This window comes from Cobetia sp. 1AS1 (assembly GCF_029846435.1).
GTDB classification, from domain to species: domain Bacteria; phylum Pseudomonadota; class Gammaproteobacteria; order Pseudomonadales; family Halomonadaceae; genus Cobetia; species Cobetia amphilecti.
Genome location: NZ_JARWKU010000001.1, coordinates 116,103 through 136,311 on the forward strand (window position 1 = coordinate 116,103; position 20,209 = coordinate 136,311).

The window sequence follows — 20,209 nt, forward strand, 5'->3', positions numbered from 1 at the left end:
CGCAAGGATGATGGCTTTGCCATTTCACCTCATTGGGCGTGATATCCGTGCGTGATCCACGCTCTCACCAAGCGGAGAGACAAGTTGATGATGGATTCCTGTGGCAGCGTTTCGCGCCAGGTGTCGCGCCGGCTCTTGCGGGGACTGCTGGTGGCGACGCTGGTCAGTGGTATGCCGCTTGCGGCGGTTCAGGCGGAGGAGTCGCCGAATGCTGCAGCGTCTTCGAGTGACGGGCAGGCGCCCCGGGCGCAAGTGATTGCCGACCCGGCGACACCCTCTCTGCCGCCTGCCGCCAAGGCCAACAACAGCATCTTTCGCTGTGTCCAGGCGGGGGTGCCCACCTGGCAGCAGCAGCCTTGCCAGCAGGGCGATACCCCCGTCACGCTGGATGATTCGCTGACGGTGGTACCCGCCGCTGACGTGATAGAAGAGACTTCAGGCGAAGACCCGACCGCACAGCGCCTGGCGCGTGAGAAGGAGCGTGCCCTGGCCGCACGTGAGGAGAGTCAGCGCCAGTATCGCATTCGTTCAGCACTGGATGATGGCTATCTGGTGCAGGGTATGAGCGAGGCTCAGGCCATCTCGTTGCTGGGCAAGCCCAGTGATATCAGCGAGACGATTGCCGATGACACGTCCTGCCGTCTATTGAACTGGTGGGAAGATGTGCGCGTGCAGTTCTGCAACGATGAAGCCGTGTCCATCACGGCCAATCAGCTGGACTGAGTGACTTGCGGTCAGCGCTATCAAGGCAAGGGCCGGTGCGAGCTGAGGCGCTCGCACCGGCCCTTGCCTTGTCCAACTCGTACAGCCCTGTGCGTCAGCGCCAGGACGATGAGCGGGGTTTTCTGGCCGCAAGCCTGCTTGCCAAGAAATTGCTAATATAAGGCATGATCTAGCGTAGAACCCGGCTTTTTCATGTCCGATGTTGCGAAATGGCGACGACCGGGTGGTGAAGTTGCCACATTACCGAGTTTATCGAACAGTGTTAGATTACTCTCCGAACGCAGCGGCAAGCCCCTCAAGTGTCATCCAGGGGCATGGCTGACTGGCCGACGAGCCAGGCTGCAACACTATTCGGTGAGGAGAACACGCATGAACAAGTCCATCCTGATTGGCGCGATCGTGGCTGCACTGGGCATTGGCGGTGGAGTGGCGATCGGCAGCTATACGGCCAGCAACTCAGGCCCTGAATATGCCGATATCGTGGCGGTGGATGCCGTGACGGAAACCGTGACCACCCCGCGCGAGGTCTGTCACAACGAGACCGTGACGCATCAGGCTCCCAGCAAGGACACCCACAATGTCGTGGGCACGGCCGTTGGCGCGATCGTCGGCGGTGTGGTGGGCAATCAGTTTGGCGGTGGCAATGGCAAGAAGGTGATGACAGCCGCGGGTGCCGTGGGTGGCGGTTATGCCGGCAACCAGATCCAGGGCCAGATGAAGAAGGGCGACACCTACACCACGACCGAACAGCGCTGCGAAACGGTGCAGGACGCGTCAGACAAGGTGGTCGGCTACGACGTCAAGGTCGACATGGGTGACGAGACCCGCACCGTGCGTCTCGAGGAGAAGCCGGATGTGAAGCGCTTCGAGATCCGTGACGGTGAGCTGGTGTTGCCCCAGCAAGGCTGAGGCCAGCTAGCCGCCAGACCAGAAGCCCCCCGACGGATTCCGTCGGGGGGCTTCTGGTTTCTGGACATCCAGCTTTCTGGGCATCCAACCGTGCTCTTTTCCATCAGACCGTCAGGTCATCAGCTGGCATCCGCCGTGGCTGGCAGTGCCTTGGCGATCTCGCGTGCCAACTGCTCGCCAGTCACACGCCAGCCTTCGCCCAGGCTATTGACCAGCGCCGGATAGCCGTCATCCGTCAGGGGAGTCAGCGTCTGGATGTCGCCTTCCTCCAGCACGCTGCCATCCACGCCGCGCAGGCGCCAGCGACCGGTGATGACGGACTGGCCATCGTGGCGGCCGATGAAGCGATCCAGGCTTACGCTCAGGCGTGCGCCCTTGAGGCCGCTCAGGCTGGTGTCCGCGATACGGTACTGGCTCAGCGGTTGGGCGGGGCTGGCCTTGAGCTGTGTCAGCAGCTGGCGGGTCAGCATGTCCTGCAGGTCATCGGCCCACAGGTTCTGACTGGCCTGTACCAGCGTGATGTCATCCGTCTGATAGACCAGACTGCCGCCTTCCAGGTAGCTGGCCAGTTGCACCGGCATCACTTCCAGCAGGGGCGCATCGGCGGCAACGCTGCGCTGGGCACCGGCCTGTGTCGTTTGTGGCAGCAGGTAGGCGCCACCGGTGGCGGCAGTCGTGCAGCCCGCCAGTGTGCCGAGCATCAGCAAGCCTGCCATCAGGCCGCCGAAGCGGCCCTTGTGCGACGTGGAAGTGCGCGGTGAGGCAGACGCGCTGCACGCTTGCGGCATGGCGGCTGTGCGGGTCGAGAGACTCATGGCTGTCGTCATCATTGGGCCCTTGGAATCGGATCGCGAGTGGTCGGCTTGTCGAAGATCAGGCTGGAGGGGTTCTTCTCCAGCGTATCAAGCAGCGGTTCCGCCTTCTTGAGCACGCGGTCCAGTCGTTCGAGATCGCCTTCCAGCTTGCGGTAGGCGGAAGAATCCGGTGTCAGGCCATCCAGGGTGCGATTGAGGTTGTCGATGCTGGTGCTGATGTCGCCCGGCAGCTTCTGTACCGCCTCGGAACCCAACAGGCTATCGACATGACCGGCCGTCTTGTCGAGGCGCTTGACCAGACTCTCGGAGGCCGACAGCGTCTTGTTCAGGTTGCTCAGTACCGGCTCGACATCGAGTGCATTGAGCTTGTCGAGCAGGGCATTGAGCTTGGCTTCCATCTGCGCCAGGCCCCCCGAGACGCTCGGCATGACCTCGATATCATCGAAGGTATCAGCCTTGTAGGGCGGCGGGTTGTCATAGAAGTCGAGATCGACGAACAGGGCGCCGGTCAGCAGGTTGCCGGATTTCAGCGTCGCGCGCATGCCGCGCTTGAAGAGGCGCTCGAGGCGCTTCTTCCACTGGGCCACGCCTTCATCATCCACTTGCCCCTCGAGGCGTTCGGGCTCGATGCGAATCAGCACCGGAATCTCGAAGCTCGACAGCGTCCGCACGCGCTGGTGGGTCAGGCGATAGGGCACGCTGACCACGGTGCCGAGGCGGACGCCGCGGAATTCCACCGGCGCGCCGCGCGACAGGCCACGCACGGTATCGTCGACCATGATCACGTAGTCGATGGCCTGGTGGAAGCTGCCTTCACGGGCCTCTTCCTGGTCGGAATACAGCGTGAAGGAGGTGTTCTCGACCACCGGACGACCACGCGGCAGGTCTTCGGGAATGCCGAAGGCCACCCCGCCGCTCAGTACGCTTTCCAATGACCCGACATCGACCTGCAGGCCCTGGGAATCCAGGCGCAGGCTGACCCCGCTGGTGGACCAGAAGCGCGTGGTGGAGGTCACCAGCTCATGGTAGGGCGAGTCGATATACAGGGTGTAGTGCATTTCCTTCTCGCTGGGGCGGAACTCGCTGGATTCCACGCGCCCGACCACGAAGCCCTCATAGGTGACGGGGTCACCATCCGAGAGCACGCTGCCATCGTTGCTGGTGAGGTCGATGCGCAGCCCCTTGGCGTCCTGCGTTGTCACCGGCGGTTGCTCCAGCGCCACGAAGTGGTCCTCCTCATCGCGGCTGTCGCCGGGCTGAAGCTGGATATAGGCCCCCGACAGCACGGTGTTGAGGCCACTGATGCCCTCACGACCGATGCGCGGCTTCACGACCCAGAGCCGCGAGTCGGCATTGAGCATGCGCTCGCTGTCCTTGGACATGCGCGCGGTGACGATGGTCTTGTCGAGATTGTCCGACAGACGCACGGATTCGACCTTGCCGACCTCGACATTCCGGGTCTTGATCAGGGTCTTGCCCGCCTCGATACCTTCCGCCGTCTCCATTTCGATCGTGATCAGCGGGCCACGGCTGGCGTAGTTGTGCCACACCATCCAGGCGCCGATCAGCAGGGCCACGATCGGGACTATCCAGATCGGCGAAAGGCGGCGTCGACTTTCACGACGTGCGCGAGAATCATCACTCATAAGTCATCCTGTGAGGCGGCAGCGGAAGGGGGATTGCGGGAGGCATTCGGGGTCGTGAATGGCGTCGTGAACGGAGGCGTGGCCTGCGAGGACGCGGCAAGAGACGCGGAGCCCGTCAGCGGCGTCAGCGGCAGATCACCGAACAGCGTGTTCGCCATCATCGTCTTCTCCGTCTCGGTGTCCCAGACAAGGCGTGGGTCGAAGCTCAACGCCGACAGCATCGTCAGCACCACCACGCAGGCAAAGGACAGCGCCGCGGGCCCCGGGTGGACCGACATCAGCGCGCCCAGCTGGATCAACGCGGCCAGCAGCGCCACCACGAAGACATCGACCATCGACCAGCGCCCGACATATTCGGTGATGCGGTACAGGGTCACCCGCGCTCGCGCATGTTGCACCTCGGGGCGCTGGGCGCTGATGCACAGCCAGGCGATGGCGATCATCTTCGAGGCCGGCACCAGGATGCTGGCGATGAAGATGACCATCGCGATGGGCCAGTCACCATGTGACCAGAGCACCACGATGCCACCGGCAATCGTCTGCGGGTCATTTTCCCCGAGGCTGACCGTGGTCATGATCGGGAAGAGGTTGGCGGGGATGTACAGAATCGCCGCCGCGATCAGCCACGCCCAGGTGCGCTGCAGGCTCTGCGTCTTGCGCTGATGGACAGGGTCGCCACAGCGGCGGCAGTGGGTGTGAGCCTCCCGTTCGCCGCAGGCATTGATCAGGCCGCAGCTATGGCAACTGGCCAGTCCCTGCAAGGCGGCGCCGATACCCGGCAACGTCCCGCTGGGGGCAGCTGGCTCGCCCGCCAGCGCGAACCACATGCGATCCCCATCGATGCTGGCCAGCGTCTTGGTCATCAGCAGGGCGAAGGCGCAGAACGCCCAGAAGGAAGGGCCGAAACTGATATCGGCCATGCCGGCGATCTTGACCAGGCTCACCATCACGCCGACCAGAAACACATCCGCCATCATCCACGGGCGCAGGTGGCTCAGGGTGCGCGCAATGCCGCGAATGCCCGGCAAGGGCAGTTTCAGCCCGATGGCTGCATGCGTATAGATGACGCCCAGCAGGTAGAGCGCCGGCAGCATCACGATGGTCAGGATCAGCAGCACGGCCAGGGAAGGATAGGACTCGGCCGTCAGGGCGGCGGGCGTATCGATCAGGCTGAGGCTTGCCGAGATGCCACTGGTGGCAAAGGCGATGAACTCGAAGGGCAGCGTCAGTACCAGCATCACCAGGCACGCCATCGCCAGTGCCAGGGTGCGTTGCACGGCATGGGCATGGCGCTGGGCGAACAGATGATCGCAGCGCGGGCAGCGGGCGCGCTCGCCGGCCTTGAGCGCCGGCAGTGCCACGACGAGGTCGCAGCACTCGCAGGCACGCATCCGCCGCCGTGACACGCCTGACGTGACAGGCGCGAACACCTGCGGCGGATCACGGGTTTCAAAGGTACGCCGGGTGTAGCGGCGCAGGGCAGCAAGGGGACGAGGCATGTCGCTCCAGCGGGATCGGGTGGTGTATCGCCGTGCCGCGCGTGTTCGGGGCATGCGCAGAGGCATTGTCAGCCGCGGCTTGACCACGCCTGCGGCTGCGCTCTCGGGGATGCGCCGTCAGCGGTCTGGCCCCATGCACACGCGGCCCTGCGAAGGTATGGGAGCTGTGGAAGCACCAGGCCTGCGCAGGCAAACAGTGTTCGATAGTAGCATGATGCCGCAAAAGGCTGATGGCACTCAATGCTTGCCGCGTGAGCGCGCCTTTTATTGCCAGCCTGCAAACAGGCACGCCGCCCGGAGAGGGCGGCGTGCAGGGCCGTCACGCAGTGTGACAGCAATGAGGCTTCTGTCGTGATCAGAGATCAGACAAGGTCATCCTCCTGGCGGGCCGCTTCGTGGGCTCGCTTGAGGTCCTTCGGCTCACCGAAGAGGCGGCGCACGACCACATAGCAGACCGGCACCAGGAAGATCGCCAGCACCGTGGCCGAGATCATCCCGCCGATCACGCCGTTGCCGATGGCGTGACGGCTGGCGGCACCCGCACCCGTCGAGATGGCCAGTGGCACGGCACCCAGGGTGAAGGCCAGCGAGGTCATCAGGATCGGGCGCAGACGCATGCGTACGGCTTCCATAGTGGCATCGATCAGCGAGCGGCCTTGCACTTCAAGGTCCTTGGCGAATTCGACGATCAGGATCGCGTTCTTGGCCGAGAGCCCGATGGTCGTCACCAGGCCGACCTGGAAGTAGACGTCATTGTCGAGTCCGCGCATCCAGGTGGCGAGCAGGGCACCCAGCACCCCCAGCGGTACCACCAGCATGACGGAGAACGGAATGCTCCAGCTCTCATACAGCGCGGCCAGACACAGGAAGACGAAGACCAGCGAGATGGCATACAGATACGGTGCCATGCCACCACTCTGCGATTCCTGCAGCGAGATGCCGGTCCATTCCAGCGCGACGCCATTGTTGAGCTGGCTGACCATCTCTTCCATGGCCTGCATGGCCTCACCGGTGGAGTAACCCGGTGCCGCCTGTCCCAGCAGTTCCATCGAGGAGACGCCGTTGTAGCGTTCCAGCTGCGGCGACCCGTAGGTCCACTCGCCGTTGATGAAGGCGCTCAGCGGCACCATTTCGCCGGAGGTGTTGCGTACGTACCACTTCTTGAGGTCTTCCGGTTGCATGCGGGCACTGGCTTCCGCCTGCACATAGACCTTCTTGGTACGACCCTCGTCGAGGAAGTCATTGACGTAGGTCGAGCCCCACGCCGTGGAAAGCGTCGAGTAGACCTCTGACAGCGAGACCCCCATCGCCGTCGCCTTGAGTTCATCGATATTGAGCGTGAACTGCGGGCTGTCTTCCAGACCATTGGGGCGCAGGCCGGTCACGGCCGGATTCTGGCCCGCCATGCCCAGCAGCTGGTTGCGCGCGTCGGTCAGTGCCTTGTGGCCGATGCCGCCACGGTCGACCAGCATCATGTCGAAGCCGCTGGCGTTGCCCAGCTCCATGATCGGCGGCGGGTTGATGGCGAAGACCAGGGCTTCCTTCAAGGTGCCGAAGTAGCTCTGTGCTTCACTGACCACGCTGAAGGAATCGCGCTCGCGCTCATCCCACGGCTTCAGGTTGATGAAGGCCAGGCCCATGTTCTGACCGCGACCGGCGAAGCTGAAGCCGGCGACGTCGAACATTTCCTGAACCGCATCTTCCTGATCGACCAGGAAGTGATGCTCGACCTTTTCCAGCGTCTCGAGGGTCTGCTCCTGAGTGGAGCCCACCGGCAAGATGACCTGGTTGAACAGATAGCCCTGATCCTCATCCGGCAGGAAGCCGGTCGAGATGCGCGTGAATACCACGCCACAGCCGACGACGATCAATGCATAGACCAGCATCGAGCGACCGGTGCGCTTGAGCATGCCGCCAACGCCTTTCTGGTAACGCGCGTTGGAGCGATCGAAGACCCGGTTGAAGAGGCCGAAGAAGCCGGTGGTCTTCTCCTTGGTCGGCTTGAGCAGGGTGGCGCACAGGGCCGGCGTCAGGATCAATGCCACCAGTACGGACAGCGTCATCGCCGAGACGATGGTCACCGAGAACTGACGGAAGATCGCGCCGGTGGTGCCGGGGAAGAAGGCCATCGGAATGAACACGGATGACAGGACCAGGCCGATACCCACCAGTGCGCCGGTGATCTGGCCCATCGACTTGCGGGTCGCTTCCAGTGGCGAGAGCTTCTCTTCGTGCATGACGCGCTCGACGTTTTCCACCACCACGATCGCATCGTCGACCAATAGCCCGATGGCGAGCACCATGGCGAACATCGTCAGGGTATTGATGGAGAAGCCCAGCACTTCCAGCACCCCGAAGGTGCCCAGCAGCACGACCGGCACCGCGATGGTCGGAATCAGGGTGGCGCGGAAGTTCTGCAGGAACAGCAGCATCACCAGGAAGACCAGTGCCACGGCTTCCAGCAGTGTCATCACCACTTCTTCGATGGAAATCTTGACGAAGGGCGAGGTGTCGTACGGAACCTTGAAGCTCATGCCCGGCGGGAAGTAGGCGGACAGTTCATCGAGGCGGTCCTTGACGGCCTGGACGGTGTCCAGCGCGTTGGCGCCCGAGGCCAGCTTGATCCCCAGGCCTGCAGCAGGCTTGCCGTTGTAGCGGCTGACGGTGCTGTAGGTCTCGGCGCCTTTCTCGGCGCGGCCGACGTCACGCAGATAGACCTGAGAGCCATCTTCCTGGGTCTTGAGCAGGATGTTGCCGAACTGCTCCGGCGTTTCAAACAGGGTCTGCGCCACGATGGTGGCGTTGAGCTGCTGGCCTTCTTCCGCCGGCAGATTGCCCAGCTGGCCCGAGGCGATCTGGTTGTTCTGCGTGCTGATGGCCGTGGTGACGTCGCTGGTGGTCAGCTTGAAGTTGTTGAGCTTCTGCGGGTCGAGCCAGACACGCATGGCCCCCGGCGCGCCGAACAGCTGGGTCTCGCCGACGCCCTGGACACGCGCGACCTCATCCTGGATGTCGGAGGCGACATAGTCGGTCAATTGCTGCTTGGTCATGCTGCCATCGTCAGAGACGAAGGCCGCGACCATCAGGAAGCTGCCGGAAGACTTGGTGACCGAGACACCCTGGTTCTGTACGGATTGCGGCAGGCGCGGAGTGGCCAGCTGCAGCTTGTTCTGTACCTGAACCTGGGCGATGTCGGGATCGGTGCCGGTGTCAAAGCTCAGCTCGATGCTGGCGTTGCCCTGGGAGTCCGAGGTCGAGCTCATGTACAGCAGATTGTCGATGCCGTTCATCTGCTGCTCGATGACCTGGGTCACCGTGTCTTCCACCGTCTGGGCGGAGGCACCGGAGTAGGTAGCCTGGATGGTGATGCTGGTAGGGGCCAGCGAGGGGTACTGCTCGATCGGTAGCTTGAGGATACTGAAGATACCCCCCAGCATCACGATGATGGCGAGCACCCAGGCAAAGATAGGGCGATCGATGAAGAATCTGGCCATGACGTTTGAGGCTCCTGGAACGTCGTTCGGGACGGTCGCCAGTCACACGAGAAGCGTCTCTCGTCTGACTGGCGACAGTGGCGCGAAAAGCGGGGGCAAGCTTACTGGCTATCGCCGGTCTTGGCCTGTTCAGTTTCCGAGGAGTCGCTGCTGGCAGCAGTCCGCGACTGAGGTGCAGCGTTCTGGTCAGTGCCTGTCTCGTCCGAGGCGATCTCGACCGTGGCACCCGGCTTGATCTTCTGCAGACCGCTGACGATGACCTTGTCATTGCTGTCGAGGCCGCTGGTCACCAGCCACTGATTGTCGATGGCCTGACCGATCACGACCTGCTTGGCCTCGACCTTGTTCTCGGCATTGACCGTCATCACGCTGGCCTGGCCCGTGCTGTCACGGCTCACGGCCTTCTGCGGAATCAGGATGGCATCCTTGGCGACGGCTTCGGTCAGACGGGCACGCACGAACATGCCCGGCAGCAGCAGCTCATCTTCGTTGGGGAACAGTGCGCGCAGCGTGACCATGCCGGTCCCCTGGTCGACAGTGACATCCGCGAACTGCAGCTTGCCCTTGGCGCCATAGACGCTGCCGTCTTCCATCACCAGCTCGACTTCCGTCTGGACCGGTGCGGTGGTGGCATCGCGATTCTCGCCCAGCTCACGCTTGAGACGCAGCACTTCGGTGGCGGACTGGGTCAGGTCGACATAGATGGGGTCCAGCTGCTGGACGGTGGCCAGGCTGGTTTCCTGACTGGCCGTGACCAGTGCGCCCTTGGTGACGCTGGACTTGCCGATACGACCACTGATCGGTGAGGTGACCTTGGTGTAATCCAGGTTGATCTGCGCGCTGGATACCGCGGCCTTGGCCGAGGCGACATCGGCACGGTCTTCGCCGACGGTGGCCACGGCATCGTCATAATCCTGCTGGCTGACCATCTTGCGCGCGACGAGATTCTTGTAGCGCTTGGCCTTGAGGCTCGAGGTGTTGAGGCTCGCCTCGGCGCGCGCCAGGCTCGCCTTGGCGCTCTCGACATCGGCGCGATAGGTGCGCGAATCGATGTGATAGAGCACCTGACCTTCCTCGACGTCACTGCCTTCGGTGAAGTCGCGCGATTCGATGATGCCGCCGACCTGCGGACGCACTTCCGCGATCTGATAGGCACGCGTGCGGCCCGGAAGTTCGGTGGTGAGCGGTACATCCTGGGCAGTGACGGTGACGACATCGACCTGAGCGGCCTGGCTGGCGCCTGCGGCGGAGCCTTGGCCAGCCTCCTCCTTGTCGCCGCTACAGCCGGCCAGCAGGGCACCGACCAGCAGCAGGCTTGCCGGAAGCAGGCCGAGGCGGCGGGCATTGAAAGCCAATAGGTGTCTCTGCAAGCGGGATTGACTGGGGGAAGTCGGGGCCATGGAGCGTCCTTTACGAAATTCAGGGGCTGAAGTGCGTCACTATCGCCACATTGTGACTTACCGCAGGCGCGGCAGGTCAAAGCAACGATATCATGATGAGGAATATATTTAGCCCGCTATTCTATCGGAATGGCGAGGCGACTGTATGGTTGTTTTGTGCAGTTATTGCGCACCCTGTTGCAACAGATTGTTGCCATGTGAGCAGCATTCTGAACGTCTTGGAGGGGGATGCAAGACAATGCAATTCGCTTGCCATGCCCGCAGGCGTGCACATGCCTCGCCTCACTCAAGATGCGTGCACAAGTCAGGTGAGACGAGGTCAGTGATGGTGCATCAATATGCGCAAATTCTGAATAAGTTATCAGATCGAAGTGTCTGAATGATGAACTCCCCGACCACGTACGCGAATGCATGTCGTCAGCACATGACGGATCAGCGTGAGGTCGGGAGAGCGAGGAAGCGGGAGGGCGAAAGAGCGGAAGTGCTGAGGGGCTGAAGCGCTGAGGGGCTGAAGCACTGATGGGCTGAAGAGCAGGGCGACCTCTCGAGTCATCTGGCGGGGGCAGCGCAACCGCAAGAGGACGCGGCAGGGGCGGGTGACCAGGGGCGGAACGCCGTGAATTGTGCCACCAGCGGGGCAAGGCTTGCGCGGTCCTCCGGCAGCTGTGGTTGGCGCAGCAGACGCAGGCGCGGGCGATCAGCGAAGGCCTCCTCCAGTCTGGCGGCCCAATGTTGTTGCTGTTCTCGCCAGGTCGCGACCCAGTCAGCCTGCGGCTCGTGGGGCGTTGAGGAGGGACCGCCAGCCCCTTGCGCGGCGGGTTCCGGCAGGCACTGATTGATGATCAAGCCGCCGACGGCCAGACCATGAGCTTCCAGCGCCTCTCGTGTTCGGGTCGTCTCCAGACACGGCAGCTTCTCCGGCGTGCTGACCAGAATCACGCGCGCCCGGCGGGTATCGCTCAAGCGCTGACGCAATGCTGCGTAGCGCGTACGGCGTTGCTCCAGCGCCTCGCTGATCGGGTCTTCCGGCGCTTCTTCGCCTGGCGTCTCTGACGCCTGCTGACTGTCCAGCCACAGGCTGCGTTCGGCGACGGCGCGCCTACGCTGACCTAGCATGCCCTCCAGCCAGCCGCCCAGCACTTCAGGCAGGCTCAGCAGTCGAATTGTGTGCCCGCTGGGGGCCGTATCGAACAGGATGTGGCGATAGTGTGAATCTTCATCTTCCAGCGGGGCTGGCGGGGTCAGGATGATCTCCACCAGCGCATCGAAGAGTGCCGCTTCACTGGTGCCGGGGGCGTGGCGTGACAGTTCGAGCTGGCGCATCACGGTGGCACTGCGCTCGCCACTTACCAGGGGGGCGATCCGCTGGCGGACCGCCTCCAGGTAGCGGTCGCATTCCCGCTCGGGGTCCAGTTCCATCACGTCGAGGCGCGGCGCGATGTTGCAGGGCTTGCCACCGATCGCACCGAACAGGTCGCCCAGATTGTGCGCGGGGTCTGTCGATACCAGCAGGGTCGCTTCGCCTTTCTCCGCCAGTGCCAGCGCCTGGGCCGCCGCGCAGCTGGTCTTGCCGACACCGCCCTTGCCACCGAAGAACCAGATCTCGGGATGCTCTGATTTCCCGGCTTGCTCCGGTGCTTGGCCAGACTGGTGAGTGTGAGCCTTGTGAGCCTTGTGAGCCTCGTGAGTTTCGTAAGTCTCGTGAGCCGCTGACGGCTGAGTGCCTTCCCAGACAGCCGTATCTTTCGCCTTGCGGGATGCTGCGCGTTTCCAGAGCCTGCTCAACAGCACTTGATGCCCTCCAGCGGTGAATGCTCAAGTCCCTGACGCAGGTGCCAGTCATGCATGCGTTCCAGCATCAGCGGCAGCATCTCCAGCGAGACGGCCGGCGCCGGATTGGGGATGCCCATCAGCTCCGCGAAGCTCATCATCATGAAGATGTCCTCCTCTTCACGGGCAAGCTGCGCCAGATCGCGCTGCTGGTTGACGCGCAGCATGGCCTCCCAGCCATCCCGCAGCTGAATGGCGCCTGTCAGCAGGCGCCTTGTCAGTCCCGGCTGGCGTGGTGATGACGCCAACCGGGTATCGTCATCAGCTCTCATGAGCGCTCACCCGGGCGGGAGACTTCAGGCTGCGGCTGGCCTCGAGCAGAATCCACAGCGCAAACACCATGATCAGGCTGCCGAAGGTGAACAACAGCCATTGTGGGTCGTTGCTGCCCATGCCCGACCAATCCAGCACCACCTGCTGCACCATCGCCCACAGCGTCATGATCATCAAGAAGACCATCGGGGCCAGGGTATAGATGACAGGGCGGCCCTGACGCTTGAGCCACACCGAGACCAGCATCAGCGAGATGCCCGCCAGCAGCTGGTTGCTGGTGCCGAACAACGGCCACAGCAGGTAGCCGCCGGAACCGAAGCCCTTGGGCCCCTGCGGCAGGATGACCAGCGCGGCACTGGCGATGACGGCGATGCTGGTGGCGACATGCTTGTGGCTGAGCGCTGGCATGCCGTATTCGCTGCCCAGTTCCGCGATGATGTAGCGCATCAGGCGCACGGCGGAGTCCAGCGTGGTCGCTGCGAAGCTGACCACGATGACCGCGACCAGCGTACTGCCGACGTTGGCGGGCAGGCCGAGGTGCGAGATCAGTTGGCCGGACCCCTGAACGAAGCTCGAGAGGCCATTGGCACCCGCCGCGGCGAAGCTTGAATAGGTTGCGGTGAAGTCGGCCTGGGTTGTGAACAGGGTTGCCACCGCGATGATGGAAATCAGCGCCAGCATGCCTTCGCCCAGCGCGCCGGAGTAACCGATCAGGCGCGCATCCGGTTCATGGGACAGCTGCTTGGAGGTCGTGCCGGAGGCGACCAGACCGTGGAAGCCCGAGATGGCGCCGCAGGCGATGGTGATGAACAGCAGCGGGTAGAAGGACATCTCGGCATCGGCGTTGAAGGCCGGCGCCGTCAGCTGCGGGCCACCTACGGCCAGTCCCAGATACAGCAGCACCAGCCCGACCACCAGCTGGTGAGAGTTGATGGTGTCGCGTGGCTGCAGCAGCTTCCAGACCGGCAAGACCGAGGCGATGTAGACATAGCTCATCAGCGCGATGATCCACACCAGGAAGGCGCTGGAGATGGGCGAAAGGCCGAACAGCAGGGTGGCATCCTCGCCACCGGCCATGGCGGTGAAGGCACCGGCCAGATCGATCTGCAGGAACTCGAACTGACCCGCCAGCAGGGCGGCGGCATACATCACCATCAGCGCGAGCAGTGAGGGAATCAGCATCTTGCCGCCACGACGATAGACGCGATGGCCGATCCATACCGCCAGCGGAATCTGGATCAGCACCGACAGCACGCTGGCCGGGAAGTTGATGAACAGATTGGCGATCACCCAGGCGAACACCGCGTTCAGCATCAGGACCAGAATCAGGATGATGAACAGAAACAGCAGCTTGGCACGCTTGCCGATCAGCTTGTCCGCCAGGGTGCCGACCGACTGGCCGCGATGACGCGCCGATAGCGTCAAGGTGCCGAAATCATGCACGCCTGCCGCGAACAGACTGCCCAGCACGACCCACAGCACGGCCGGCAGCCAGCCCCAATAGACGGCGATCGCCGGACCGACGATGGGGGCTGCGCCCGCCACCGAGGTGAAATGGTGACCCCACAGCACCCAACGATTGGTCGGCAGGTAGTCGGTGTCGTCGCGCAGCGCATGTGCTGGCGTCACGAAATTCGGGTCGAGGCGGAAGATGCGCTCGGCCAGAAAGCGGGAATAGAAGCGGTAGCCGATGGCGAAGGCAACGCAGCCGAACAGGGCAAGCCAGATGGCGTTCATGGCAGATTCCGAGGGGCGTGGTGATGGATTGAGTAGGGCGTGCTGGCGTGTGTCAGGTGTCTGGACGCGTGCAGGAGGGCTTCAACACACTGGTGCAGATCGGCGTGACGCTAACATCGATAAATGCGCATATAACTTCGCCATTGGTCGCCCCGACGCGCGCCGGCATATCGCGAGCCGACTTCTTGGCAATGTCTCAATCGCCGCCTCTCTGCGTGGACTGAACGCAGAAGCGCGCCACTGCCTTGTGCTCAGGCGGCATCACGCGCGGGGTAGCCGTTTTTGCCTCGCTCTGCCTTGCGACCAAGGAGTATCAGTGGGTTGATCCACGCGACCTTGTGTTCCGCCAAGCTCTTCTATACTCGAAGCAAGTCGGAGCACGGGGAGCCGCTCAGCGCCGTCATCTGGGTGAGGCTCTCGATAACAATGACAAGGAGGCGCCGATGTCATGGATCGCGGAATGCCTTTCCCGTGTCACCAGGCCAATGCGTCTGCGCTTGCGACGCACAGTGACGACCCTGTCACTGACGACCCTGTCACTGACGACCTTGTCACTGACAGTCCTTTCCCCTTCGGTGCTGGCAGTCGAATACAACATGCCGGTCGGGGTCACCGCGGTCAGCCGCGAGATCCACTCGCTGCACATGATCATCTTCTGGATCTGTGTGGTCATCGGCATCGTGGTGTTCGGTGTGATGGGCTACGCGATGATCAAGCACCGCAAGTCACGCGGTGCGGTATCGGCAAGCTTCCATGAAAATACCCGTATCGAGATTCTGTGGACCGCCATCCCGCTGTTGATCCTGGTGGTGATGGCGGTGCCTGCCACCGCCACGCTCAAGGACATGTACGACGCTTCCGAGTCGGCGCTGGACGTGAAGATCACTGGCCATCAATGGCGCTGGCAGTACGAGTATCTGGGCGAGGATGTCGCCTTCACCTCAAGCCTCGCGACCCCGCGCGAGCAGATCAACAACACCGCCGCCAAGGGCGAGCATTACCTGCTGGAAGTCGACAACCCGCTGGTGTTGCCCATCAATCGCAAGGTGCGCTTCCTGACCACCTCCGCCGACGTCATCCACTCCTGGTGGGTGCCCGACTTCGGCGTCAAGAAGGACGCCATCCCCGGCTTCATCAATGAGGCATGGACGCGTATCGAGACCCCTGGCACCTATCGTGGCCAGTGCACCGAGCTGTGCGGCAAGGACCACGGCTTCATGCCGGTGGTGGTCGAGGCGCTACCGGAGGCCGAGTTCGATGAGTGGCTGATCGCGCGCAAGGCCGAAGCCGAGGCCGCGCTCAACGATGCCGGTCGTGACTGGAGTCTCGAGGAGCTGATGGAGAAGGGCGAGAAGACCTACGCCACCATCTGCGCCTCCTGTCATCAGCCGGATGGCCAGGGCATGCCGCCGGCGTTCCCCTCGCTGGTGGGCAGCGCCATCGTCACCCAAGACATGCAGGCGCACATCGATATCGTGGTCAACGGCAAGGCGGGCACGCCCATGGCGGCCTTTGCCGATGTGCTGAGCCCGGTCGAGCTGGCGGCTGTCATCACCTATGAGCGCAACGCCTGGGGCAACGATACCGGCGAGCTGGTGCAGCCAGCCGTCATCAAGGAACAGCTGTCTCAATAGCGTGCAAGCGACGCATTCAGGAGGCGTGTCATGGCCAGTGAACAGCCACGCAAGGCGGTACTTCAGGCCAGCGAGAGCGAGGGGGCCACCGCAGGCGGCGCTCATGTGGGCGAGGGCCACGGCAGCGCGCCGCGCGGCATGCTGCGCTGGCTGCTGACCACCAATCACAAGGATATCGGCACCCTCTATCTGATCTTCTCGCTGAGCATGCTGTTCATCGGCGGCATCATGGCGCTGGTGATCCGCACCGAGCTGTTCCAGCCCGGCCTGCAGATGGTGCAGCCGGAGTTCTTCAACCAGATGACCACCATGCATGGGCTGATCATGGTGTTCGGCGCCATCATGCCGGCCTTCACGGGACTGGCCAACTGGATGATTCCGCTGCAGATCGGCGCGCCCGACATGGCGCTGCCACGCCTCAACAACTTCAGCTTCTGGCTGTTGCCGGTCGCCTTCCTGTTGCTGCTTTCCACCCTGCTGATGGAGGGCGGTGGCCCCAACTTCGGCTGGACCTTCTACGCGCCGCTGTCCACCACCTATGCGCCGCCCTCGACCAGCTTCTTCATCTTCTCGCTGCACATCGCCGGCATCAGCTCGATTCTCGGCGCCATCAACATCATCGCCACCATCCTCAATCTGCGTGCCCCGGGCATGCGCCTGATGGACATGCCGCTGTTCGTCTGGACCTGGCTGATCACGGCCTTCCTGCTGATCGCGGTGATGCCGGTGCTGGCGGGCGCCATCACCATGATGCTGTTCGACATCAACTTCGGCACCAGCTACTTCAATGCCGCCGGTGGCGGCGACCCGGTGCTGTTCCAGCACCTGTTCTGGTTCTTCGGGCATCCCGAGGTCTACATCATGATCCTGCCGGCCTTCGGCATCGTGTCCGCCATCGTGCCGACCTTCTCGCGCAAGCGACTGTTCGGTTACGCCTCGATGGTCTACGCCACCGGTTCCATCGCGATCATGTCCTTCCTGGTCTGGGCGCATCACATGTTCGCCGTCGGCCTGCCATTGGTGGCGGAACTGTTCTTCATGTACACGACGATGCTGATCGCGGTGCCGACCGGCGTGAAGGTCTTCAACTGGATCGCCACCATGTTCCGCGGCTCCATCAGCTTCGAGCCCCCGATGCTGTTTGCGATCGCCTTCATCGTCCAGTTCACCATCGGCGGCTTCTCGGGCCTGATGCTGGCCATCGCCCCGGCGGATTTCCAGTACCACGACACCTACTTCGTGGTGGCGCATTTCCACTATGTGCTGGTGCCCGGCGCGCTGTTCGCGATTCTCGCCGGAGCCTACTACTGGCTGCCCAAGTGGACCGGCTTCTATCCCCACGAGGGGCTCTCGAAGTGGCATTTCTGGCTGTCGGTCATCGGCGTCAACCTGACCTTCTTCCCGATGCACTTCTCGGGGCTGGCCGGCATGCCGCGCCGCATCCCGGATTACGCGCTGCAATTCGCCGACTTCAACATGCTGTCCAGTATCGGCGCCTTCCTGTTCGGTATCTCGCAGCTGCTGTTCCTGGTCGTGATCGTCAAGTGCGCGCGCGGCGGTGTCAGGGCGCCGGCGTGTGCCTGGGAGGGCGCGGTGGACCTGGAGTGGAGCGTGCCGAGCCCGGCGCCGCTGCATACCTTCGAGATTCCTCCGCAGACCCGCGATGGCCAGATCATCCGCTGAGCGATGGACAGCGGCCAGGAGAGTGACATGCCCTCACGCGATCACGCAGCACAACAGCAACAGGCAGTGGCACGCACCGTGCGGCGCACGCTGCTGGCGCTGGTCGCGATGCTGGGCTTCGCCTTCGCGCTGGTGCCGCTCTATGACGTCTTCTGCAATCTCACCGGCCTGAATGGCAAGGCCGCCAGTCAGGCCAGGGCCGCGGTGGCCATGGAGATCGACGAGAGCCGCTGGGTCTCGGTGCGCTTCATCACCCAACAGGGGCAGGGCCTGCCGTGGACGCTCGAGGCGCTGGATGAGCAATTCCGCATCCATCCCGGTGGCCAGTACAGCGCGCGTTTCGTGTTCACCAATCACGCCGATTACCCGGTGCGTGGCCGCGCGGTCCCCAGTGTCAGTCCTGCCGAGGGCTCACTGCATCTGCGCAAGATCATGTGCTTCTGCTTCCAGGAGCAGACGCTGGCAGCAGGCGAGCGGCGCGAGCTGCCGCTGGTCTTTCAGGTCGACCCTGACCTTCCGGAGGGCATTCGTGATCTGACTCTGGCGTACACGCTCTATCCGGTCACGACGCCGTCATCCGCGGGGGACGATGGTGCAGAGCATTCTGCAGGAGGTGAAACATGAGCAGTGGCAGCTATTACGTTCCGGCGCACAGCGCCTGGCCCATCTTCGGCGTGCTGGCGGTGGGCGGAATGATGATCGGCACCGGAATCTGGATGGTGCACGGCAGCGCCGCCTGGTTGTCAGGCATCGGCCTGCTGGCCGTGGTGCTGGTGATGGCGGGCTGGTTTCGGGATGTGGTGCGCGAGTCGATGGGCGGCCTCTACGATGACCAGATGGACCGCTCGTTCCGCTGGGGCATGGCCTGGTTCATCTTCTCGGAATTGATGTTCTTCGCGGCCTTCTTCGGGGCGCTGTTCTATCTGCGAACCTTCGCGCTGCCCTGGCTCGATGGTGAGGGCGCCAAGGGGGTGACGGCGCTGCTGTGGCCGGACTTCACCGCCAGCTGGCCCCTGATGACGCCGCCGGATGCCAGCATCGCCGGACCCAGAGAGCTGCTGTCGCCCTGGCAGCTGCCGCTGGCCAACACGCTGTTGCTGGTAAGCTCCAGCGTCACCCTGACGGTGGCGCATGAAGCGCTGAAGATGGAGTTTCGGCGCACGGCGCGCAACTGGCTGGCGGGCACCGTGGTGCTGGGGCTGTGCTTTCTGACCCTGCAGGGCATCGAATACTACGAGGCCTGGCACCACCTGGGGCTGACGCTGCAGGCGGGGGTCTATGGCGGCACCTTCTTCCTGCTGACCGGTTTTCATGGTCTGCACGTCACCATCGGCACCCTGATTCTGATCGTGATGCTGGTGCGCGTGATACGCGGCCACTTCTCGAGTGAACGTCACTTCGCCTTCGAAGCGGCTGCCTGGTACTGGCACTTCGTCGATGCGGTGTGGATCGGTCTGTTCCTGTTCGTCTATGTGTTCTGACAGCACGCGGCGTGATGTCAGTCCAGCATTCCGGTGGAGAAGCCAATGACCAGCAGAATCACCAGAGACACTGCCAGGCCAACCCGCCATTTGAGAGAGGTCAGCAGGCGTCGACTGCGGCTGCCATCGCGCAGCAGAAAACCGGCGCCGGCGACCAGGCTTGCCAGCATGCCGATAAAGACCAGTGCGATCAGCGATTTGAGCAGCATGTCACCTCCCGGGGCGCAGACAGTGGCGGGTGAGCACAGCGCGGCACTCGCTAGTGACAGTCGAGCTCATCCGGCAGACAAGCGCAAGTCAGCGCCAGCGGCGCAGGTGTCATCCACAGCGGCGACGCAGGAGCGCCAGGTCGGACGCGGCTGGTGGCTGTTCTGGGGATGCCTGATCGTGCTCGGTCTGTGTCTGTGCAGCTGGCAGGTGATGCGTGGCCAGGCGCGTGCCCAGCATCTGGAGGATACCGCCAGCGCGCCGGAGCTGGTGATGCCGACGGCACCGCCCGCCAGTGCCAGCCTGATCGAGCTGCGCGGCGAGTGGCTCGCGGAACACAGCCTGCTGCTGGACAACCGCACGCTGGACAAGCGCCATGGCGTGGCGGTGCTCACGCCCTTCCGAACGCTGGATGGCCGCTGGTGGCTGGTGGAGCGTGGCTTCGTGGCATCGCCGGCCCCGCGTAGCGACCCGGAGTTCACGACCCCGACAGGCTCCGGGGTGATCAGTGGTCGCTGGCAGTGGTTGAACGGCCAGGGCAACAGTGGTGGCCCACTGTTCGGCCCCAATCGCGAGGGGCAGCGCCTGCAGCAGGTCGATCTGAGCGCCTGGCAGGCGTTGGGCACGCCGGCCTTTGCGGGTGTTCTGCACCAGACGAGCGGGGAGGGGCGATTCCTGCCCTGGTGGCAGCCGAGCAACATGACGCCAGAGCGTCATTACGCCTATGCGCTGCAGTGGCTGGGGCTAAGCCTGGGGGCGGCAGTGGTCATGATTCTGGGCGCGCGCCGTCAACGCCAGTCCGCGCTGCGTCAGCGCCAGGCCTAGCGCCCGGTGCTTGTGTCTTGAGCCTGTTGTCCGCATGCCCGGACATGCAGGGA

The 20,209-nt window shown here is 63.5% G+C and carries 16 protein-coding genes; 7 read left to right on the top strand and 9 right to left on the bottom strand.

The window, feature by feature from the left end:
• Positions 1 to 87: 87 nt before the first annotated feature.
• Both QD280_RS00490 and QD280_RS00495 read left to right on the top strand, forming a co-directional pair.
• Positions 88 to 723 (top strand): hypothetical protein, encoded by a 636-nt coding sequence (locus QD280_RS00490; RefSeq protein ID WP_043331848.1) that lies wholly within the window; start codon positions 88 to 90, stop codon positions 721 to 723.
• Positions 724 to 1,092: 369 nt separating this feature from the next.
• Entirely contained in the window at positions 1,093 to 1,632 is a 540-nt protein-coding gene (locus QD280_RS00495; RefSeq protein WP_279837963.1) for a glycine zipper 2TM domain-containing protein, read from the top strand.
• Between the two features lie 119 nt (positions 1,633 to 1,751).
• Here QD280_RS00495 and QD280_RS00500 read toward each other — a convergent pair whose 3' ends face one another.
• The 8 genes from QD280_RS00500 to QD280_RS00535 all read right to left on the bottom strand — a co-directional run bounded on the left by QD280_RS00500 (position 1,752) and on the right by QD280_RS00535 (position 14,326).
• Positions 1,752 to 2,447: an ABC-type transport auxiliary lipoprotein family protein gene (locus tag QD280_RS00500; RefSeq protein WP_279831377.1), complete on the bottom strand. Its 696-nt coding sequence runs from the start codon at positions 2,445 to 2,447 to the stop codon at positions 1,752 to 1,754.
• An 11-nt stretch (positions 2,448 to 2,458) separates the two neighbouring features.
• Positions 2,459 to 4,093, bottom strand: a complete 1,635-nt coding sequence (gene pqiB, locus QD280_RS00505; protein ID WP_054554969.1) for an intermembrane transport protein PqiB — start codon at positions 4,091 to 4,093, stop codon at positions 2,459 to 2,461.
• Complete coding sequence (locus tag QD280_RS00510) at positions 4,090 to 5,592, bottom strand: paraquat-inducible protein A (protein WP_279837964.1); 1,503 nt, start codon at positions 5,590 to 5,592, stop codon at positions 4,090 to 4,092. Before QD280_RS00510 ends, pqiB begins: the two co-directional genes overlap by 4 nt.
• Before the next feature lie 362 nt (positions 5,593 to 5,954).
• Complete coding sequence (locus QD280_RS00515; RefSeq protein ID WP_054554968.1) at positions 5,955 to 9,086, bottom strand: efflux RND transporter permease subunit; 3,132 nt, start codon at positions 9,084 to 9,086, stop codon at positions 5,955 to 5,957.
• 101 nt (positions 9,087 to 9,187) lie between these two features.
• On the bottom strand, positions 9,188 to 10,486 hold the full coding sequence (locus QD280_RS00520) for an efflux RND transporter periplasmic adaptor subunit (RefSeq protein ID WP_279837966.1): 1,299 nt from the start codon (positions 10,484 to 10,486) through the stop codon (positions 9,188 to 9,190).
• Positions 10,487 to 11,035: 549 nt separating this feature from the next.
• Complete coding sequence (locus tag QD280_RS00525) at positions 11,036 to 12,277, bottom strand: ArsA family ATPase (RefSeq protein WP_279837967.1); 1,242 nt, start codon at positions 12,275 to 12,277, stop codon at positions 11,036 to 11,038.
• Positions 12,268 to 12,588 (bottom strand): cory-CC-star protein, encoded by a 321-nt coding sequence (locus tag QD280_RS00530; protein WP_199852375.1) that lies wholly within the window; start codon positions 12,586 to 12,588, stop codon positions 12,268 to 12,270. Before QD280_RS00530 ends, QD280_RS00525 begins: the two co-directional genes overlap by 10 nt.
• Positions 12,578 to 14,326 (bottom strand): carbon starvation protein A, encoded by a 1,749-nt coding sequence (locus tag QD280_RS00535; protein ID WP_279837969.1) that lies wholly within the window; start codon positions 14,324 to 14,326, stop codon positions 12,578 to 12,580. Before QD280_RS00535 ends, QD280_RS00530 begins: the two co-directional genes overlap by 11 nt.
• A gap of 443 nt (positions 14,327 to 14,769) precedes the next feature.
• On the opposite strand from QD280_RS00535, the gene coxB reads away from it, so the two are divergent.
• The 4 genes from coxB to QD280_RS00555 are packed head-to-tail and all read left to right on the top strand — an operon-like array spanning position 14,770 to position 19,124.
• Complete coding sequence (coxB, locus tag QD280_RS00540; protein ID WP_279837970.1) at positions 14,770 to 15,960, top strand: cytochrome c oxidase subunit II; 1,191 nt, start codon at positions 14,770 to 14,772, stop codon at positions 15,958 to 15,960.
• Between the two features lie 30 nt (positions 15,961 to 15,990).
• A complete protein-coding gene (gene ctaD / locus QD280_RS00545; protein ID WP_107335293.1) occupies positions 15,991 to 17,643 on the top strand; it encodes a cytochrome c oxidase subunit I in 1,653 nt (550 codons plus the stop codon).
• Between the two features lie 27 nt (positions 17,644 to 17,670).
• Positions 17,671 to 18,267, top strand: a complete 597-nt coding sequence (locus QD280_RS00550) for a cytochrome c oxidase assembly protein (RefSeq protein WP_192838461.1) — start codon at positions 17,671 to 17,673, stop codon at positions 18,265 to 18,267.
• Positions 18,264 to 19,124, top strand: a complete 861-nt coding sequence (locus QD280_RS00555) for a cytochrome c oxidase subunit 3 (RefSeq protein WP_131431479.1) — start codon at positions 18,264 to 18,266, stop codon at positions 19,122 to 19,124. The genes QD280_RS00550 and QD280_RS00555 overlap by 4 nt, the downstream gene beginning before the upstream one ends.
• A 17-nt stretch (positions 19,125 to 19,141) precedes the next feature.
• Here the strand turns inward: QD280_RS00555 and QD280_RS00560 are convergent, their stop codons facing one another.
• Positions 19,142 to 19,333 carry a DUF2909 domain-containing protein gene (locus QD280_RS00560; protein WP_279837971.1) on the bottom strand — a complete coding sequence of 64 codons (192 nt, stop codon included), beginning with the start codon at positions 19,331 to 19,333 and terminating at the stop codon, positions 19,142 to 19,144.
• On the opposite strand from QD280_RS00560, the gene QD280_RS00565 reads away from it, so the two are divergent.
• A complete protein-coding gene (locus QD280_RS00565; protein WP_279837972.1) occupies positions 19,332 to 20,156 on the top strand; it encodes an SURF1 family protein in 825 nt (274 codons plus the stop codon). The genes QD280_RS00560 and QD280_RS00565 overlap by 2 nt on opposite strands.
• Positions 20,157 to 20,209 lie beyond the last annotated feature (53 nt).

Excerpts from the sequence above, each read along its gene's own strand:
- QD280_RS00515 (WP_054554968.1), bottom strand. The coding sequence starts at position 9,086 with ATGGCCAGATTCTTCATCGATCGCCCTATCTTTGCCTGGGTGCTCGCC.
- QD280_RS00565 (WP_279837972.1), top strand. The coding sequence starts at position 19,332 with ATGTCACCTCCCGGGGCGCAGACAGTGGCGGGTGAGCACAGCGCGGCA.
- QD280_RS00490 (WP_043331848.1), top strand. The coding sequence starts at position 88 with ATGATGGATTCCTGTGGCAGCGTTTCGCGCCAGGTGTCGCGCCGGCTC.
- QD280_RS00560 (WP_279837971.1), bottom strand. The coding sequence starts at position 19,333 with ATGCTGCTCAAATCGCTGATCGCACTGGTCTTTATCGGCATGCTGGCA.
- QD280_RS00550 (WP_192838461.1), top strand. The coding sequence starts at position 17,671 with ATGCCCTCACGCGATCACGCAGCACAACAGCAACAGGCAGTGGCACGC.
- QD280_RS00520 (WP_279837966.1), bottom strand. The coding sequence starts at position 10,486 with ATGGCCCCGACTTCCCCCAGTCAATCCCGCTTGCAGAGACACCTATTG.
- QD280_RS00555 (WP_131431479.1), top strand. The coding sequence starts at position 18,264 with ATGAGCAGTGGCAGCTATTACGTTCCGGCGCACAGCGCCTGGCCCATC.
- QD280_RS00510 (WP_279837964.1), bottom strand. The coding sequence starts at position 5,592 with ATGCCTCGTCCCCTTGCTGCCCTGCGCCGCTACACCCGGCGTACCTTT.
- QD280_RS00530 (WP_199852375.1), bottom strand. The coding sequence starts at position 12,588 with ATGAGAGCTGATGACGATACCCGGTTGGCGTCATCACCACGCCAGCCG.
- coxB (WP_279837970.1), top strand. The coding sequence starts at position 14,770 with ATGTCATGGATCGCGGAATGCCTTTCCCGTGTCACCAGGCCAATGCGT.
- QD280_RS00535 (WP_279837969.1), bottom strand. The coding sequence starts at position 14,326 with ATGAACGCCATCTGGCTTGCCCTGTTCGGCTGCGTTGCCTTCGCCATC.
- pqiB (WP_054554969.1), bottom strand. The coding sequence starts at position 4,093 with ATGAGTGATGATTCTCGCGCACGTCGTGAAAGTCGACGCCGCCTTTCG.
- QD280_RS00495 (WP_279837963.1), top strand. The coding sequence starts at position 1,093 with ATGAACAAGTCCATCCTGATTGGCGCGATCGTGGCTGCACTGGGCATT.
- QD280_RS00500 (WP_279831377.1), bottom strand. The coding sequence starts at position 2,447 with ATGAGTCTCTCGACCCGCACAGCCGCCATGCCGCAAGCGTGCAGCGCG.
- ctaD (WP_107335293.1), top strand. The coding sequence starts at position 15,991 with ATGGCCAGTGAACAGCCACGCAAGGCGGTACTTCAGGCCAGCGAGAGC.